Annotated in this window: 19 protein-coding genes; 14 read left to right on the top strand and 5 right to left on the bottom strand. The window is 68.7% G+C overall.

Features of this window, described 5'->3' with window-relative positions; genetic code table 11:
• Positions 1-12: 12 nt before the first annotated feature.
• The 3 genes from ABD301_RS31955 to ABD301_RS31945 are packed head-to-tail and all read left to right on the top strand — an operon-like array spanning position 13 to position 1779.
• Entirely contained in the window at positions 13-894 is an 882-nt protein-coding gene (locus ABD301_RS31955) for a LysR family transcriptional regulator (protein ID WP_344314004.1), read from the top strand.
• A gap of 4 nt (positions 895-898) precedes the next feature.
• Entirely contained in the window at positions 899-1402 is a 504-nt protein-coding gene (locus ABD301_RS31950; RefSeq protein WP_344314002.1) for a suppressor of fused domain protein, read from the top strand.
• Positions 1399-1779 (top strand): thiol-disulfide oxidoreductase DCC family protein, encoded by a 381-nt coding sequence (locus ABD301_RS31945; protein WP_344314001.1) that lies wholly within the window; start codon positions 1399-1401, stop codon positions 1777-1779. The genes ABD301_RS31950 and ABD301_RS31945 overlap by 4 nt, the downstream gene beginning before the upstream one ends.
• A gap of 39 nt (positions 1780-1818) precedes the next feature.
• On the opposite strand, the gene ABD301_RS31940 is transcribed toward ABD301_RS31945, so the two are convergent.
• A complete protein-coding gene (locus tag ABD301_RS31940) occupies positions 1819-2223 on the bottom strand; it encodes a PH domain-containing protein (protein ID WP_163572709.1) in 405 nt (134 codons plus the stop codon).
• On the opposite strand from ABD301_RS31940, the gene ABD301_RS31935 reads away from it, so the two are divergent.
• From ABD301_RS31935 to ABD301_RS31900, 8 genes are all read left to right on the top strand, one after another.
• The gene (locus ABD301_RS31935; RefSeq protein WP_344314000.1) at positions 2196-2855 is read left to right on the top strand and encodes a MaoC family dehydratase; all 660 of its coding nucleotides are present in this window, start codon (positions 2196-2198) and stop codon (positions 2853-2855) included. The genes ABD301_RS31940 and ABD301_RS31935 overlap by 28 nt on opposite strands.
• A 36-nt stretch (positions 2856-2891) precedes the next feature.
• Positions 2892-3512 (top strand): TrmH family RNA methyltransferase, encoded by a 621-nt coding sequence (locus ABD301_RS31930; protein WP_344314143.1) that lies wholly within the window; start codon positions 2892-2894, stop codon positions 3510-3512.
• Between the two features lie 318 nt (positions 3513-3830).
• On the top strand, positions 3831-4568 hold the full coding sequence (locus ABD301_RS31925) for a type 1 glutamine amidotransferase domain-containing protein (protein WP_344313999.1): 738 nt from the start codon (positions 3831-3833) through the stop codon (positions 4566-4568).
• 78 nt (positions 4569-4646) lie between these two features.
• Positions 4647-5294: a DUF6758 family protein gene (locus ABD301_RS31920; RefSeq protein WP_344313997.1), complete on the top strand. Its 648-nt coding sequence runs from the start codon at positions 4647-4649 to the stop codon at positions 5292-5294.
• Positions 5295-5462: 168 nt separating this feature from the next.
• The gene (locus ABD301_RS31915; protein ID WP_344313996.1) at positions 5463-6302 is read left to right on the top strand and encodes a PH domain-containing protein; all 840 of its coding nucleotides are present in this window, start codon (positions 5463-5465) and stop codon (positions 6300-6302) included.
• 166 nt (positions 6303-6468) lie between these two features.
• A complete protein-coding gene (locus ABD301_RS31910) occupies positions 6469-7335 on the top strand; it encodes a PHP domain-containing protein (protein WP_344313995.1) in 867 nt (288 codons plus the stop codon).
• Positions 7332-7940, top strand: a complete 609-nt coding sequence (locus tag ABD301_RS31905; protein ID WP_163572705.1) for a MarC family protein — start codon at positions 7332-7334, stop codon at positions 7938-7940. Before ABD301_RS31910 ends, ABD301_RS31905 begins: the two co-directional genes overlap by 4 nt.
• A gap of 23 nt (positions 7941-7963) precedes the next feature.
• Positions 7964-8800, top strand: a complete 837-nt coding sequence (locus ABD301_RS31900; RefSeq protein WP_344313994.1) for a RecB family exonuclease — start codon at positions 7964-7966, stop codon at positions 8798-8800.
• A 34-nt stretch (positions 8801-8834) separates the two neighbouring features.
• Here ABD301_RS31900 and ABD301_RS31895 read toward each other — a convergent pair whose 3' ends face one another.
• Both ABD301_RS31895 and ABD301_RS31890 read right to left on the bottom strand, forming a co-directional pair.
• The gene (locus ABD301_RS31895; RefSeq protein ID WP_344313993.1) at positions 8835-9704 is read right to left on the bottom strand and encodes an oxygenase MpaB family protein; all 870 of its coding nucleotides are present in this window, start codon (positions 9702-9704) and stop codon (positions 8835-8837) included.
• Positions 9701-10525 (bottom strand): alpha/beta fold hydrolase, encoded by an 825-nt coding sequence (locus ABD301_RS31890; protein WP_344313992.1) that lies wholly within the window; start codon positions 10523-10525, stop codon positions 9701-9703. Before ABD301_RS31890 ends, ABD301_RS31895 begins: the two co-directional genes overlap by 4 nt.
• A gap of 70 nt (positions 10526-10595) precedes the next feature.
• On the opposite strand from ABD301_RS31890, the gene ABD301_RS31885 reads away from it, so the two are divergent.
• Genes ABD301_RS31885 through ABD301_RS31875 form a run of 3 tightly spaced genes read left to right on the top strand, consistent with a single transcriptional unit; the run spans position 10596 to position 12842 of the window.
• On the top strand, positions 10596-11384 hold the full coding sequence (locus ABD301_RS31885) for a ParA family protein (RefSeq protein WP_344313991.1): 789 nt from the start codon (positions 10596-10598) through the stop codon (positions 11382-11384).
• Between the two features lie 21 nt (positions 11385-11405).
• Positions 11406-11993 (top strand): TetR/AcrR family transcriptional regulator, encoded by a 588-nt coding sequence (locus ABD301_RS31880; protein ID WP_344313988.1) that lies wholly within the window; start codon positions 11406-11408, stop codon positions 11991-11993.
• 45 nt (positions 11994-12038) lie between these two features.
• Positions 12039-12842, top strand: a complete 804-nt coding sequence (locus ABD301_RS31875; protein ID WP_344313986.1) for an alpha/beta fold hydrolase — start codon at positions 12039-12041, stop codon at positions 12840-12842.
• Here the strand turns inward: ABD301_RS31875 and ABD301_RS31870 are convergent.
• Positions 12831-13136, bottom strand: coding sequence for a hypothetical protein (locus tag ABD301_RS31870; RefSeq protein ID WP_344313984.1), 306 nt, complete (start codon positions 13134-13136; stop codon positions 12831-12833). The genes ABD301_RS31875 and ABD301_RS31870 overlap by 12 nt on opposite strands.
• The gene (locus ABD301_RS31865; RefSeq protein ID WP_344313982.1) at positions 13133-14734 is read right to left on the bottom strand and encodes a DEAD/DEAH box helicase; all 1602 of its coding nucleotides are present in this window, start codon (positions 14732-14734) and stop codon (positions 13133-13135) included. The genes ABD301_RS31870 and ABD301_RS31865 overlap by 4 nt, the downstream gene beginning before the upstream one ends.
• Between the last annotated feature and the right edge of the window lie 143 nt (positions 14735-14877).

The raw sequence follows: 14877 nt of genomic DNA, 5'->3' as shown, positions 1-14877 counted from the left end.
CATGTGGGTGTCATGGATTCTGAAGCGCTGCGTACGTTCGTCGCGATCCATCGATCCGGCGGCATCACGCGCGCCTCCGAAGCACTGTTCCGTTCCCAGCCAGCGGTCAGCCGCCGCCTCGCGCTGCTGGAGAAGGAGCTGGGAATGCCGCTTTTTGAACGTACGCCCGGCGCCCTGGTGCTGAGTGAGGCCGGGCGCGTGTTGCTCCCGTACGCGGAGACCGTCCTGGCAGCCCTGCGCGATGCCGAGGCCGCCGTTGACGGCCTCAGGTCCGCAGTCGGCCCGCTCGCGGTCGCGTTGGTGGGGACGTTGGCCAGCAGCCGGCTCACCGCCGTGCTCCGCCGTTTCGCCGAGCGGCATCCAAAAATCGACGTTCGGCTGCAGACCGCGACCAGCGACGAGGTCAGCGAGTTGGTCCGCAGGGCGGACGTCACGATGGGCTTGCGCTACGGCCCGGACCTGGCTCCGGAGCTGCATTGTGAGGAGATTTTCGCCGAGCGCCAGGTGATCGTCGCGGCGCCGGACCATCGGCTCGCGGATACTCGGAAAATCGCTATCGGCGCGCTGGGAAGCGAGCGCTGGATTGCCTTCCCGGACAATCCGGCTCGCCCTGAGGCGGCCAACCGCAATGTTCGCCGGGCCTTCGACGCGGCTGGCGTCAGCGAGGCCCAGATCCTGCGTATCGACAGCCTCACCGCGCAGAAACGGCTCATTGAGGCCGGATTCGGGATCGCGCTGATACCTGACAGCAGCGTGCAGGAAGAGCTCGCCGCCGGCTCCCTGGTCGTACTGGACATGGCCGACCTGGACATCACCGCACCGGTGACCGTCGTCACCCGCGCCAACGGCTACCTGTCCGGCGCGGCCCGCACCCTGCTTGCGGAACTACGCTGACGACGTGCGACTGGAACCGGGAGACGACGTGCTGGTCACCGTCGAGGCGCATCTGGTGAACGCGCTCGGTGCCGATTCCGGCCGGGCCTCCGTGACTTTCCTTGGCGTACAACGGATCGACGTGCTGCGGTTCGGGCCGCGACCGGACGGCTCGGTGGTGTACGCGACGCTGGGCGCGTCCCGCGCGCCGATGGCCGAGCCGACCGCGATGCTGGCCGATCCGGTCGCCGGCCCGCGGGTGGAGCTGGTGCTGGCGCTCGACGAGCCGCGCGACTCGGTGTTGCGGGCGCTGGCCGTGGTCGCCGCCGTGCCGTCCGTCGAGGGCCTGGTGCTGCGGCCGGGCGGGACGGTCGAGCTCGGGCAACCGCTGTGGGACGGCTCGGACGTGACGTCCGTGCTGTTGGGGGAGCCGTCGCACGTACCAGACCTGGTCCTTGACGGCGGCCGCGATCCGGTGCGCTTCCTCACGGTGACGCCGGCCGCCGGCGGGTCGACACTGGAGTCATGACCGCGGTTTTTGTTTATGACGGTGACTGTGCTTTCTGCTCCAGTACGGCCCGGTGGATTGAGCGCCGGGTCCGGCCGCGGGTGCCGCTGGTGGCCTGGCAGCACGCCGACCTGGGCTCGCTCGGCCTCACCGCGCAACAGTGCGAGGAGGCCGTGCAATGGTCCGGACCAGACGGCCGGTACGCCGGTCCCGCCGCCTTCGCGCGGCTGCTGGTCTCCGCCGGCCGTGGCTGGCGCCCGCTCGGCCACTTCCTCGCCCTGCGCCCGGTCCGCTGGGTCGCCGACCCGCTCTATCGGTTGATCGCCCGCAACCGCTCGCACCTGCCCGGCGGCACCCCATACTGCTCCCTGCCCCAGTCCGCCCGCGACGCCCAGTAACCGGCCGACGAGCGTGAGGATGGGTTAGGCCCTGTCTGGTTAGTCGGAGAGGTTGGCGCGCCAGGTGTCGCGGAGTTGGGCGACCTTGGAGTCGAAGTCCGGGTCGCCGAACATCCCCTTGCGCGGAGCCGGCAAGGTGGTTGCCCAGGTCATACCGGCGATCGACACCCGATTACCGGGCGCCTCGATCCGCTCGATCCGGCGCCAGGTGATCAGTTTGGACCGCACGACCCCGCGTACTCGGATGCCGTCGCTGGACACCGTCGCGCCGATCGCGTCCCGGGCGACGAACACCGCGCAGAGGATGAAGCCGAGCACGCCGAGTCCCCGCCCGAACAGCCACGACAGCAGCGCGACCGCGACGACGCTGGTGGCAACGGACGGGAGGAGCTGAATCGGGCGCGGTCGCAGGAGCCATGGGGAGATGGGTTGTTCGCTGGGCACCGCGCCAGTCTGCCAGCTGCCGTGCTGTGGCTGTTGTCACTCGTGCGGTTTGCCACCTCGCCGTACGCCCGGCAGCCACCCTGAGGCAAGATTCGGCCAGGTTTCCGCACCTGGTAAGGAGTGGTTCGATGCAGTTCGGGCGGTATTTCGAGGAGTTCGAGGTCGGTGCGATCTACAAGCACTGGCCAGGCAAGACGGTGACCGAATACGACGACCACTTGTTCTGCCTGCTGACGATGAACCACCACCCGCTGCACCTGGACGCGCATTTCGCCGCCGAGACCACCGAGTTCGGCAAGAACGTGGTGGTCGGCAACTACATCTACTCGCTGCTGCTGGGGATGTCCGTGCCGGACGTGTCGGGCAAGGCGATCGCGAACCTGGAAGTCGAGTCGCTCAAGCACCTCAAGCCGACCTTCCACGGCGACACGATCTACGGCGAGACCGAGGTGCTGGACAAGACCGAGTCGAAGTCCAAGAACGACCGCGGGATTGTGTACGTGCAGACGCGCGGCTACAAGCAGGACGGCACTGTCGTGTGTGTGTTCCGGCGCAAGGTAATGGTGCCCAAGCAGTCGTACGGTGACGCCCGCGGCGGCGAGCAGCCCGGCCGGCCCGTACCGCAGAATTAGCCGGTGACCGAAGCTCCTGACGCCAGCTCGGTCGGCATGGTGCCGACCGTCGGCGTCGGCCCCTGGCCGGGCCGGTGGCCGGACGACCCGACGTACGACCCGCAGCTGCTCGCCGACGGCGACGCGCGCAACGTGGTGGACCGCTACCGGTATTGGCGGCACGAGGCGATCGTCGCCGACCTGGACCTGCGCCGGCACGACTTCCATGTGGCGATTGAAAACTGGCAGCACGACCTGAACATCGGCACGGTGATCCGCAACGCCAACGCGTTCCTCGCCCGCGAGGTTCACATCGTCGGCAAGCGGCGCTTCAACCGGCGCGGCGCGATGGTGACCGATCGCTACCAACACCTGCGGTTTCACCCGACCGTCGAGGAATTCCTGGCCTGGGCGAGAGCCGACGGCGTCGCCGTGGTCGGCATCGACAACCTGCCCGGCGCGGTGCCACTGGAGACGACCGAGCTGCCGCGCCGCTGCGTTTTCCTCTTCGGCCAGGAAGGCCCCGGCCTGTCCGACGACGCCCGCGCACAGCTCGACCTGGTCTGCTCGATCGCCCAATACGGCTCAACCCGCTCGATCAACGCCGGCGTGGCCAGCGGCATCGCGATGCACGCCTGGATCCGTACGCACGCCACCCCACCACCCCCTGATGCGTAGCAACACTCATCTTGGTCAGTCTGCGAAATGGCAATGCCAGCCGGTTTGGGCTCGGCCAGCAAGGGTGGCGCACATCGGTTGGTGAATGGCACGTCAGCTGTTTCAGACCCGTGAAAGGTAGCCACGGCTACCGTCGGTTCATGCTGTACTTCTCGGCCGGGCCATGTCCTGGCTCATGACGTCGTTGGTCACGTCGGCCGCTTTGGTGGCTTTGCCGCAGCCCGCCAACTCCGTACCGAGCCGCCCACGCTCACCGCGATGCTCGCCATCAAGAATGCCCCGGCATAACCAGCCAGTTGTTTGAAAGGATCCGCTGCGATGAGCTCAACGGTAGACATTCTCTCCGAGAAGAAGATCCTCATGGTGGTGTCCGATCCCGCCACGTCCGGCCAGACCGGGTGGCCGATCGGATTTTGGTGGGCGGAGCTCACCCACGCGTTCTGGGAGTTCGCCGAGAACGGCTACCAGGTCGAGATCGCCAGCCCGGCCGGCGGTCCGGTCCGCGCGGACAGCTGGAGCGACCCTCGCGACGAGTCGGGATATTCCGCTTCCGACCTGATCAGTCTGGGGTTTGTGAATTCACCGGAGCACGCCAAACTCGTAGCGAACACGGCCGCACTCGGTGAGGTCGACCACGTTGACTATTCGGCGGTGTTCCTTGTCGGCGGCCAAGGGCCGATGTACACCTTCTATGAGAACGAACGCGTACATGATGTCGTCCGTGACTTTTATGAGGCGGGAAAGATCACGGCGGTGGTCTGCCACGCTACCTGTGTGTTGCTGAGGGTCCGGCTGGCCGACGGGAGTCTGCTGGTCAACGGCAAGACCTGGACGGGTTTCGCCAACTCCGAGGAGGATTTCGCGGACGACTACGTCGGGCAGTCGATCCAGCCCTTCCGGATCGAGACCGAGGCACGGAAACTGACGGGCAGCAACTTCATCGTGCAGGGCGCGTTCCGTGCACATGCCGTGCGGGACGGCAACCTCATCACCGGTCAGCAACAGTATTCCGGTGCGCAGGCCGCTCGGCTCGTGATCGAGGCTTTGGGACGCTGAGCGTCCAGAACTCATCAACACCAGCGCCGGACAGAGTCTCGACTTGACGGGGAATGGTTGCCGGGCCACGGTGACTCTGTGTCCATTTCGGCCAGTTGCCCGCGCTGCGGCGGTGTGCTGCGCGCGCCCGGCATGATGTCGTCCGACTGGCGGTGCGACCAGCACGGTGTGGTGTTGCCGTTGCGGATCCCGGGGCACGCCGACAGCGATGTGCTGAAAATGTTGCGGCAACAGGCAAAAGTGCCGATGTGGGTGCCCTGGCCGCTGCTTCCGGGCTGGACGATCACCGGTTTCGGCTGGGTGGGCGATGACCGCAGTGGCGTACGAGCGACCGCGATCGCCTGCACCGGCCCGGCGCTTTCGGGCGGCGCGGCTGACGTGGTGCTGATCGCCGAGGAGTTGGGCATTGGGCTCGGCGCGCATTACGCCGGTGTGGTCGGGACCGATCCGGGTCCGGCGCTGGCCGAAGCCGCCCGTACGACCAGCGCGCACGCCAAAGTCAAGGTCGACGGCCACCCGACGCCGCTGTGGTCGGTGGACAGCGCTGACGACCGTTGTGCGTATGTCGGGGAGGCTAGCGGCCTGTGGCTGTGGGCGGTGCTCTGGCCGGCCGAGGCGGGATACCTGCTCGCGGACAACGTGGAGCTGATGGACGGCCGTGAGCGGCTTCCTGGTGAGTTGGTCTACGGCGCTCCGTCGCCCTATCTGATCAACCCGACTCAGTAACACGCGCCGGCCAACAAACGTGCCGGAAGGGTGTGCCGACCGGTAGGCTGAGCACCAGTTGGCCCCGGAATGCGGTGCTGCCTGCCATAAATGTGACCATGGGCGGGCTGGTAGCCGGCGTCACGGTGTGATGAACTGGACGTCACTGCTGGTGAGGAGGTGCCGCTGATGGACGACGATCGCGACCCGTCTGACTCGGCATCCGAGCCTGGGCCGGAGCGCACACCGGGTTCGGAGTATGACCAGGAGACCGAGCCGCTCCCGCAGGTCATCCGCATTGAGAAGCCACCGCCCTCGGGTGCCCGGACGAGCGGCGGCCCGCGTTCCACCGGTGCGCGTACGACCGGCGGCACCAGGTCCACGGGCGGCACGTCCACCCCGAGGCGCCGCCGCCGGGCCGATCGGCGGATGACGCTGCCCGGGCGGGTGGGCTCCGGTGAGCAGATCCCCAGCAAGGTGGTCGACAACTACCTGTTCGGCAGCGAGACTTTCCGCGGCGAATGGCGCAAACACCCGATCTTCCTGTGGAAGCAGATCCTCGCGGCGGCGCTGTCGCCGTTCGTGGTCGGCTACCTCGGCGGGGTGCTGGCCAACGCGGCGCCGATCATCCTGCGCATCATCTTGCTGCTCTGGGTGCTGTTGCTGCTCTGGGTGATGTGGGGCGTCGCCGACTGGTATTACGACCGGTTCGTGCTGACGAACAAACGCATCATGGAGGTTTCCGGCATCGTTACCCGCAAGGTCGCGATGATGCCGCTCGGCCGCGTCACGGATATGGCGTACAACCAGACAGTTCTTGGCAGGATGCTCAACTACGGCACCTTCATCGTGGAGTCCGCCGGCCAGGACCAGGCGCTGCGGGAGATCTCCACGCTGCCCCGGCCCAATGCTCTCTACCTGCTGATGTGCGACGAGATGTACGGCAGCACGGAAGCGGTGCCGCCCAAGCGCACCCGGACTCGCAAGCGCGACTCCGCCGGCACCCCCGGCCCCTGGCGCGCCGACTAGTACTACAGCCCTGTTGTACTAGGTGATCTGGCAGGTCGAAGTCATGCGTCGACCTTTTTCGGAAGGCTGCGCGGAACGGTGAGGTCGCCGCCGGACAACAGCCGGTTCAGTGGCCGCCTCGGGCCGCATTCGGACACTTCGGCCGGGACGCTAGGCTGCCCGGGATATGCGCATTGACCTGCACACTCACTCCGCGGCCAGCGACGGCACGATGTCGCCGGCCGCGGTGCTGCGGGCGGCCGTCGACGCGCGGCTGGACGTGGTCGCGCTCACCGATCACGACACCACCGCCGGCTGGGCCGAGGCGGCCGCGGCAGTGCCCAGCGGTCTGACGCTGATCCGCGGCGCCGAGTTGTCATGTGTGTGGTGGCCGGCCGATAGGGACCAGCCGCCGATCAGCCTGCACCTGCTTGCGTACCTGTTCGATCCGGCCGAGCCGCGGTTGCGGGCCGAGCGGCTGCGAGTCCGGGAGGGCCGGGTCGGCCGGGCCCGTACGATGGTCGAGCGGATGGTCGCCGACGGCCACGACATGCGCTGGGACGACGTGGCCGAGGAGGCCGGTGGTGGTCCGGTCGGACGTCCGCACGTGGCCCGCGCGATGGTACGCCGTGGCCTTGTGTCCACAATGGACGAAGCGTTCACAGCGGCCTGGATCGGTGCTGGCGGTCGCTATCGGGTGGCCAAGCCGGACACCAACGTGCTGACCGCCATCGAGTTGGTACGGGCCGCCGGTGGGGTGCCGGTCTTCGCGCATCCCATGGCCGCCAAGCGTGGGCTGCTGGTGCCCGATGGTGCGTACGCGGTGCTCGCCGAGGCGGGCCTGGGCGGCATTGAGGCGAACCACGTCGACCATGAACCGCCGGCTCGGCAGAAGATCCGGGCGATCGCCGCCGAGCTGGGGCTTTTCGTCACCGGCTCCAGCGATTTCCACGGTGCCAACAAAACGATCGCGCTCGGTGCCGAGACGACCGAGCCGTCGGCGTACGAACGGTTGCTGTCCGAGGCGTCCGGTGTCGAACCGGTAAGAGGATGAATCTCAAGCTGTTCGGCGAGGCGTTCGTGACGTTGTTCGTGATCATGGACCCGCCCGGCACCGTGCCGCTTTTCCTTGCCCTGACCTCGATGCAGTCCGGCGCCCGGCGCTCCCGGTCGGCCTGGCAGGCGGTCGCGGTGGCCATCTCGGTGATCTCGGTCTTCGCGGTCGCCGGCCAGCAGATCCTGACGTATTTGGGCATCGGCATCCCGGCCCTGCAGGGCGCCGGCGGGCTGCTGCTGTTGCTCGTCGCGTTGCAGTTGTTGACTGGCAACGAGAAACCGCCGGAGCAGGTGGCCGACGTGAATGTCGCGCTGGTGCCGCTGGGCACCCCGCTGCTGGCTGGTCCGGGCGCGATCGTGGCGACGATCGTCTTCACCCAGCGCGCCACCGGCGTCGGGGGCTACGTCGCGGTGGCCGCCGCGATCGTCGCCGTCCACCTCTCGCTCTATCTTTTCCTGCGGTTCTCGTCGTTGATCGTCCGGGTCGTACGGGACAGCGGGATCGTGCTGGTCACCAAAATCAGCGGTCTGCTGGTGTCGGCGATCGCCGTCCAACTGATCGCGAACTCCATCTACGGATTCATCAGCGCCCACGGCGGGTAGGACTGTCGTACGCGTCTGGGAAGATGAATTCCGTGCAGCAGCTTGGTTTTGAGGGAATGCCCACCCGGCTTTTCAGCTGTACGCCGTCGCGTCTGGCGTCGTACGAGCAATGTCCCCGGCGCTACCGGATGACCTACGTGGACCGTCCGCAGCTGCCCAAAGGGCCGCCCTGGGCGCACAACTCGATGGGTGCCAGCGTGCACAATGCGCTGCGCGGCTGGTTCGATCTGCCCGTTGACCAGCGGACTCAGACCGGCATCGCCGGATTGTTGGCCACTGGGTGGCTGACCGACGGCTTCCGCGACCGGGAGCAGTCCGAGGCCGTGCGGGCGCGGGCGACCGACTGGGTGAAGGACTATGTGTCCGAGATCGAGCCGAGTTTCGAACCGGTCGGCCTGGAGCGGACGGTCGCGACCACCACCGAGCGGCTCGCGGTTTCCGGCCGGGTGGACCGGATCGACCAGCGCGGCGGCGAGCTGGTCATCGTCGACTACAAGACCGGCCGCGGCGAGCTGACCAGCGATGACACCCGCGGTTCGCGCGCGTTGGCGCTTTACGCCCTAGCGGCTCGGCGAACGCTTCGCCGGCCATGCAGCCGCGTCGAGTTGCATCACCTGCCTACCGGGACTGTCCACGCACACGAGCACACCGAGGAGTCGTTGGCTCGGCACGTGCGCCGGGCTGAGGACACCGCCGCGGACATCGTGGCCGCCACCGCGCAGGTCTCCGCCGGCGCCGACGCGGAGGCGGTGTTCGCGCCGACCCCTGGGCCGATGTGCTCGTGGTGCGACTGGCGCCGGCACTGTCCCCAAGGCCAAGCGGCGGCTCCCGCCAAAGCCTCCTGGGTCGCCGTCGAATAACCGCCGCGCTCGAAGGGAATGGGGAAGAATTGGGTCAGGCGGCTGGGGTCGTACGGGCCAGGGCGGCTTTGTAGTGTGGGCCGTCCCGGAATCTGGGCGGCACCGCCAGCACGGCCATCCGCAGGGCGGTGGTGATGGCCGCGGCGCCGAGGTCGGTGGTGGGCAGCCCGGGGAGGGCGTAGATGCGGCGGGCCCAGCGGGGGAGCAGCGCGAAGCCGAGGCTGGCCAGGCCCGCCCAGGCCGGCGCGGCGGGAGTGCCGAGGCGGACCCAGGTGGGCATCGGCGGGGACAGCAGGAAACGGGCCGCGGCGAGGGCTTCCTGGGTGAGTGCGAGGTCGGGGCGCAACCACTGGAAATAGCGGTCCAGGTCCCGCACTGAGCGCGGGATCCGTGGGTCGTCGGCTGGTACGCCGATCAGTTCCGCGGAAGTGACCTGCTCCAGCACATAGCGGTCCGCGTCGGCGGCGGACAGCCGTAGGCCCGCCCGCCGGGTGACGGACAGGTACGAGTCGATTTCCGCGCAGTGCACCCAAAGCAGCAGGTCCGGCGAGTCGATCCGGTACGAGACACCGGTTTGTGGGTCGAGCGCGCGCAGTTTCCGGTGAATGCCACGGATCCGGGCCGCCGTCTTGCGGGCGTTGGCCTCGGTGCCGTACGTGGTGACGCCGACGAACTCGGCCGTACGCATCAGCCGCCCCCACGGGTCGGCCCGAAAGTCCGAGTTCTGCGCGACCCCGCGCATCGCGGCCGGGTGCAGCGCCTGCAGGAACAGTGCCCGTAAGCCACCGAGGATCATCGCCGGGTCGCGGTGCACCTGCCAGGTGACGCTGTCGGCGGCGAACAGCCCGCCGCCCACGGCGGTGCTGCTAGAGCCGTTCACGGCGGTGCTGCTAGAGCCGTTCACGGCTGGGACCAGAAGTCTTCGAGGATCTTCACGGTCGCTTCGGTCGCTTCGATGGCCGGCGAGTGCACCGCGGCGGCGATCACCTCGGTCCGGGCGCCAAGCCGCTCGGCCATCACGGCCTGGGTTTGCGGCCGCCAGGCGTTGTCGTGCTCCCCGTAAGCGACCAGCACTCGTACGCCGGTCGCCCGCAGCTCGTCGACCCGGTCCGGCTCGGTGACCAGCGAGGTGCCCATCCCGCGCAGCCCGGCCGGGGTGGAGCCGACGAACCTCTTGCGGAGGAAGTCCTTCAGCGCCTGCGGGCGGGTCGGCCAGGCGGGATCGGCCATCGCCAACCGCTCCAGTTGCGCATAGACGGCCTCGATGCCACCGGACTCGTAGAGCGGCTCCAGGATGTCGATCTGGGCCGTACGGCTGCCGCCGAGCTTGGCCGGGCCGGAGTCCAGCAGTGTCAGCGAGGCGAACAGCGCCGGCTCGGCGATCACCGCGGCCCGCGCGGTCAGGCCGCCAAAGGAGTGCCCGAGCAAATGGACCGCACCGAGTGTGCGAGCCACCGCTCTTACCGCCCCGCCCAGCCAGTCAGGGGTGTAGGCGAGGTAGTCGGGCGGCCCGGGCGACTCGTACTGGCCCGGCTGGTCCATCGCGACCACCCGGAAACCGCGGGCCGCGAGCGGGTCCAGGATATCGACGAAGTCCTCTTTGGACCCGGTGTAGCCGGGCACCAGCAGCGCGGTCCCGCGCAGCTCAGCGGTGGCGTGGCTGTCCAGGACGGCGACCTCACCGATCCGGCCAACCCGGGCGTGGTGCGCGGAGATCTGACTCACGCTCCCTATAGTGCCCGTGACAGCCGATCCACGACAGGATGATCGGTATGCGGCAAGCCAAGGGGTCAGGGTGAGTGGACCGCGCGTCTTGACGTTCGCCAACCAGAAGGGTGGCGTCGGCAAGACCACCACGGTGGCCTGCCTCGGGGCCGCGCTCGCCGAGGCCGGTCGTCGAGTGCTGCTCGTTGACCTCGACCCGCAGGCGTGCCTGACGTTCTCGGTCGGGCTGGACCCGGACGCCATCGAGGTGTCGCTGTACGAGGTGATGCTCGGTCTGGTCGACCCGCGGGCGGTGGTGGTCGGCACCGAGGAAGGGCCGGACCTGCTGCCGGCGTCGATCGACCTGGCCGGGTGCGAGGCGCGGCTGCTGCCTGTGCAGGACCGTGAATACCGGCTGCGGCAGGCGCTGACCCGGATCGCTGAGGATGGCCGCTCGTACGACGATATCCTGATCGACTGCCCGCCGACCCTCGGGATGTTGACCATCAACGGCCTGACCGCGGCGGATGCGCTGATCATCCCGATGCAGTGCGAGACGCTCGCCTACCGCGGGGTGGGTCAGCTGCTGGACACCGTGACGATCGACGTCGTCGGCATCACCAACCCCAACCTGCGGATCCTCGGCGTGCTGCCGACGCTCTACGACGGGCGCACGGCCCACTCCCGCGAAGTGCTGGCGGACATCTCGCAGCGCTACGGCGTGGACGTGCTGGAGCCGGCGATCCCGCGGACGATCCGGTTCGCCGAGGCGCCGGCCGCCGGCCGTACGTTGCTGGCCACCGACAGTGCCAGCAAGGGCGCGAAGGCGTACCGAAAGCTCGCAAAGTCGCTGCTCGGGCCAGAGTTTGCAAATTTCTAGACCAGTCTCTATATTTTGACTATGACACCTCGTGGGCAGACGCGCAAGCAAATGCTCGAGACCGCGCAGGGCTTGTTCGGCAGGCAGGGGTACCACGCGACCGGGGTCAACCAGATCCTGGCCGAGGCCGCCGCCCCGAAAGGATCGCTGTACTTCCACTTTCCCGGCGGTAAGGAGCAACTTGCCGCCGAAGCGGTGAGTCTCGGCGCGACAGACCTGGGCCAGGTGATCGACGCGGTCCTGGAACACGCGCCCGATCCGGCTTCGGCGATTCGTACGATGGGCGATCTCCTCACGGCTCGGCTGGAAAGCTCCGGTTTCCTTGACGGCTGTCCAATAGCAAGCGTCGCTCTGGACGTCGCCGACAGCCCCACAGTGCGCAGCGCCTGCGACTCCGGCTACGCGGGATGGCTGGCGTCGATCACCGACCACCTGACACAGGCTGGTCTCGCGGAAGCGACGGCGGCCGAACTTGCCGTGTTGGTGTTGTCGGGCCTGGAGGGTGCGCTGCTGCTGGCTCGTACCCGACAGGACACAGCGCCGCTGGTCCAGGTCGCCAACCGCCTCGCGGCCGTGGTCACCCAGGAGATTCAGGAACTTTGCGCATGACACCCGCGAGTGCCCCGCCGGCCGGCGGCCGCGTAATTAGGGCAGATGGCGACAGGCGAGTTCGGCACGGTCACGTCCACGGACGGTACGAAGATCGGCTTCCAGCGGCTGGGCACCGGTCCGGCGCTGGTGGCGGTGCACGGCACCACGGCTGACCATCACCGCTGGGCGCCGGTGGTGGACCCGCTCGCGGAGCACTACACGCTGCATCTGGTCGACCGGCGCGGCCGTGGACTGAGCGGCGACGGCGATGGTGCGTACGCGCTCGCCCGCGAAGCGGAGGACATCGCCGCCGTGATCGCCTCGATCGGCGAGCCCGCTCTGGTGCTGGGGCACTCGTACGGCGCCCTCACGTCCATGGAGACCGGCCTGATCAGCGACAACATCGCGGCGATGCTGCTTTACGAGCCGCCGCTGGCGACGCCCGGGCACTTCGCGGTGCCGCCGGATGCGTTGGTGCGGGTGCAGGGCTTGTTGGAGGCCGGTGAGCAGGAGGCTGCGCTGGAGGTCTTCTACCGCGAGGCGGTCGGTGTGCCGCAGCAGCGGATCGACGCGATGAAGGCCGAACCGATGTGGCAGCGCCGCATCGAGATCGCGCCCACCCTGGTACGCGAGGGCCGAACGGTCAACGCTTACACGGCGGATCCGGCGCGGCTCGGCCAGCTCAAGATGCCCGTACGGTTCCTCGTCGGCACGGTCAGTCCCGCCGCGCTCCAGGCGTCAACCGCGGCAGCAGCCGCGGCCGTGCCGGGCAGCGAACTCGTGGAGCTGGTCGGGCAGGGCCACACGGCCATCGACACGGTCCCGGACGAGTTCGTCGCGCAGGTTCTGGCGTTCCTAAAAAACTAGCCGCAGCAACGCCAGCACGAGCAACACCAGCGCCACTCCGCCGACGGCGATCGCGACGACCACCGTCAGTGTGGTTGCCTGCGACTCCACCGCGTCCATCGTGGCGTGATCCTGCTCCGGCAACACGGGTGCTGGCGTTTCCCGGGCAAGCAAGGGGCCCGAACTCACCCACGGCGGCGGCAGCCGCATCCGTGGTGGTGGCACATACGCCGCCACCACCGGCCCACTGTCAGCGGGCCGGCTCGGCCCCGGCGCGGGGTCGTCCGGCCGCCGCCAGAACGAGTCTTCGCTCACTCAGCCGGCTTCTGCGCGCCCTCGGCCGGCTCCTGCACCGGCTGGCCGGCGCGGGTCCGCCGGCGGGCGCGGGTCCGGGTGGTGCCGCCCTCGCTGTCCGACTTCGCCTTGGACGTGGTGGCCTTGCCGACGGACGCCTTCGCGCTCGTACGACCGCGGGCGGGCTTGCGGCCCCGGCCGGTCTCGCCGAGATCCTCGATCTCCTCGGCGTCCAGGCCGGCGCGGGTGCGCTGCGCACGCGGCAGCACGCCCTTCGCGGTCTTCGGGATGTTCAGCTCTTCGTAGAGGACGTCGGAGGTCGAATACGTCTCCGGCGGGTCGTGGAAGGGCAGGTCCAGGTTCTTGTTGATCATCTGCCAGCGAGCGATGTCGTCCCAGTCCACGAAGGTGACCGCGACGCCGCTCGCACCGGCCCGGCCGGTCCGGCCGATGCGGTGCAAATACATCTTCTCGTCTTCGGGGCACTCGTAGTTGATCACGTGCGTGACCCCGGTGACGTCGATGCCGCGGGCCGCCACGTCAGTGGCTACGAGAACGTCGACCTTGCCGGCCCGGAACGCCCGCAGCGCCTGCTCCCGGGCGCCCTGGCCGAGGTCGCCGTGCACGGCCGCGGCCGCGAAACCGCGGTGTTCCAGGTCGTCGGACAGCGACTGCGCATGCCGTTTCGTCCGGCAGAAGACCATCGCGAGACCACGGCCGTCGGCCTGCAGGATCCGCGCCAACATCTCCAGCTTGTCCAGCGAGTGCGCCCGGTAGATGTGCTGGTCGGTGGCCGGCACCGTACGACCCTCGTCCGGCTCCTCGGCACGGATGTGCGTCGGCTGCTTCATGAACTGCCGAGCCAGCGTCACGATCGGTCCCGGCATGGTGGCCGAGAACAGCATCGTCTGGCGCTGGTCCGGGATCATCCGGAGGATCTTCTCGATATCCGGCAGGAAGCCCAGGTCGAGCATCTCGTCGGCCTCGTCCAGCACCAGCATCCGGACCTTGCCCAACACCAACTGGCGCTGCTCGGCGAGGTCGATCAGCCGGCCCGGCGTACCGACCACGATATCCACGCCGGACCGCAGCGCGCTCACCTGCGGCTCGTACGCACGACCGCCGTAGACCGACAGCACCCGCACCTTGCGGGTCTTGCCGGCGGTGGCGATGTCCCTGCTGACCTGCACACACAGCTCACGCGTCGGAACCACCACGAGGGCCTGCGGGACGCCGTCGGCGCCGTCCGCGGGGGCCTTGATGTTCTGCAGGATCGGGATGCCGAAGCCGAGCGTCTTGCCGGTGCCGGTGCGCGCCTGGCCGATCACGTCGGAGCCGCCGAGCGCGATCGGCAGGGTCAGCTCCTGGATCGCGAACGCGCGGTCGATGCCGACCTTCGAGAGCGCCTCGACCGTCTCCTTGCGCACGCCCAGCGACGCGAACAGCGGAGCGGTCTCCTTGACCGGCGCGCGGGCGGCGAGCTCTTCGACGTCTTCGACCTCGGGGGCCCCGGTGGTGGAGTGATCGAGCGCCCGGGCCGGCGGGAGGTCGTCCTGGCTGTCTGGAGATACGTTTTCGGTGCTCAGAAGGGTGCCTTTCAGTGCGAACCTGACCCCCATCCTACGCCGTGCCCATTCGCGACTCGCGGACCTCTGCGGTGCCGGTCGTGAGCGGGTGTAGCCTGCGCTCGGGCCGGCCGCCGGACGATGTCTCGTACGGGAGTGCGTAGTGCCCGTATGCCTGAGGGCGTCGGACGCGGGAG

The organism is Fodinicola feengrottensis, from assembly GCF_039530045.1.
In the GTDB taxonomy this organism is placed as follows: domain Bacteria; phylum Actinomycetota; class Actinomycetes; order Mycobacteriales; family HKI-0501; genus Fodinicola; species Fodinicola feengrottensis.
This window is presented reverse-complemented; position numbering and strand designations above follow the sequence as displayed.